Source organism: Nocardia sp. NPDC004168, from assembly GCF_040610355.1.
Lineage (GTDB): Bacteria > Actinomycetota > Actinomycetes > Mycobacteriales > Mycobacteriaceae > Nocardia > Nocardia sichangensis.
The window spans coordinates 1-2,583 of the sequence record NZ_JBEXME010000093.1; the positions used below are offsets into that span (position 1 = coordinate 1).

A 2,583-nucleotide genomic window follows, 5' to 3' on the forward strand; every position below is an offset into this window, starting at 1 on the left:
TCGCGGGACGACAGGTTTCCGCCGAGGATACTGTCGCCGAAGCGCTCGTCGGTGAGGATCAGCAGCAGGGTGTTGGTGATCAGGTTCAGCTGGAACTCGATCCCGCTGCCGTACACCTGGGAGATGTGCTGGGAGGCCTCGACGTCGTCGAGCCGGGCAGGGTGCCGCAGCAGTGTCGAGGCCAGGTCGCGTTGAGGTTCGGCGCGTTTGAGCGCCACGAGGCTCATCAGCGCCTGCCTGAGTATCTGGTTACCCTTCTCGGCGTCTACGCCCTCAAGGATGGCAGCTGCGGCGGCGGTGATTTGCCCGCCGATCTTCGGCGGACAGCCGAGCAGATAGTTCATCACCCCGAAGACCAGAGGGAATACGTACTGGCGGATCAGCTCGGCGGACCCGTTCTGGCAGAAGGAGTTGATCAGCGGGGTGGCCAGTCCTTCCACGACGGAATGGAGGGCATACAGGTCGACCTCGTCGATGCTGGCGGTGATCGCCCCACGGTAGCGGGTGAAGTCGGTCCCGGCGCTGCGACTGGCTGTGGGCCGCCACTCCAGCAGGGGAAGAATGGGGCAATCCGCGGGGATGTTCTGCTGCCAGGCGCGCGGGTCGGCCGGGAAATGGTCGGGATCGTTGAGGATCCGCACCGCGGTGCCGTAGCCGATCACCAAGGTGGCCGGGACGCCGGGGGCCAAGTCCACCGGCGCCAAAGACCCGTAGCGCCTGCGCATCTCGCGGTACACACGGTGCGGGTCGGCCGCGAACTCGGGCGAGTACATGGGCACTCGCTGTTCGTCGGATTCGATCGGCGAGCCGTGGAGGACCGGGCAAGGCGGAGTTGTCACGCGAGGTTGCAGCGTAGACAAGAAGTACACTCCCAACTGTTGATAGGATTAGCGAGCTGCCGGAACCAGCCGAGACCGCTAGTAGGATGGTTCGGCAGGCAGCGCATGGCGGACATTAGTGCATGCGAAAAGGCATTTCACAGAATGACTTTTACCGCCAGAGCGCAATAGATGAACACGGGACCGGGCACGAAGGTCGCATATTCGGAAATCCGCCCAGTTCAGCACACCGACACGATGGCCGCGGTCCAGACCGCGAACCGGCGATAAGCTGTCGGCATTGGTAACCGAACGACGGTGACAGGATTCGCCAGGCCCCACCCACTGGTCGGCACATGCACCACCGCAGGTAAAACACCGGAAACCTCCCGGCGGCGTTCCTGCGGTCGACCCTGCAGCATGCGGTAATTTAGCACGGCGCCACCGAGCCTGTCCCGGTTCAGGAGAAAGGGCACCGCTACATCAGCGCTCGAGCCACGCCGCCGCCCCGCCACAGGCGGTTATTACGGTAGTGATCCGCCGCCAAGGACACGACTCGCAATGCCAGTTCGCTTGAAAGACAGTGACGAAGCCCACCCACAGCAGCTCGTAGCGGCAATGATAAACAGCCGCCACTCCCGGTGTCCGAACAACCGATAAGTCGACCCGCGATGGACCAGCCTACGAGACTCCACGCGATTCCAGCAAACGCCGATTGCACGGCCATCTTGCCGACTGCGAGCCGGGTTAGGAAGCTTGGCAGCAACATCCTCGGCAAGGGTTCGCTCCCCGCGAATCCGAACGGCCGCAGGGGCCGCAACGATGGGCGGAGACCTCAGGAGGCTGGCGCCACTTCGGTTGTAGCGGCGAGCTTTGTCAGGTAACGAAACAGCAAGAAACATAGGCGCAAGTTCAATTTTGAAGAAAATTGAACCTTCCTCCGGGCAGCGAAAATCCTGCATGGCAGTAGACTACTTAAGAAAACCGCATAAGTGGAGAAAGTTTACCTAATGAGTATTTGTGTTGCGACGTGAATCCGACAACAAGCCCCAGTCGTGGCAGTCACCGCAGTGCGGGGTTGGCCGAGCCGCTGCTACCGCAGATTCTGCCCTCGCACACGGGGCGCAAGACCGCTCCGGTCGACCAGCGGACGGTGTTCACGACGGTGGTGTACGGAGCTGAACAGCGGTTGTGCACGGCCGGTACTGCCTGCATCGTTCTGGATGACGGTGCCGCCAGTTCATCACCGGTTCAGTGTGTGGACCAGGGCCGGTGTCCGGCGACGGCTACCCCGAGCCGCGCTCGATGAGCTGGGCCACCAAGGTCTGATCGAGCGGTCAAGGGAGGTGATCGACGCCGCGTCGGGTGCAGACAAAGAGAGGGGGCGGGATGATCCGATCCGAGTTCGGCTGACCGCGGAAAGCGCGGTTGCAAGCCGCACGTGTCGTACGATCGAGCGGAATGGCCGTTGGTATTTCGATGGCCAACACCAACTACACAGAGGCGTTGCGGCCACTGGCAGGCGCTGTCCCGGTAGTGGGTGGCGACGACCACTCCGGCGAAAGCCAGCGAAACTGCAGGCAAGGACAAGGCCTAAGCCTAAGCACTACCGAGCTGCGTCACTGGGTCCCGTGACGCGGCTTCCCGCTCACTGATGGGTGATCGAGCGGACGATGTGCGCCGCGAAAGCGGCGTGTCGTATCCCCGGCCCAGCCGGGAGGAACTTGGAGGGAGGTTCCTGGGTCGAATGGCTGACCTGATGCCG

1 protein-coding gene is annotated in these 2,583 nt (G+C 62.8%); it reads right to left on the minus strand.

What is annotated here, in order from left to right:
- A partial coding sequence (locus ABZW96_RS37475) for a cytochrome P450 (protein ID WP_355081616.1) occupies positions 1-839 on the minus strand: 839 nt, incomplete at its 3' end.
- Between the last annotated feature and the right edge of the window lie 1,744 nt (positions 840-2,583).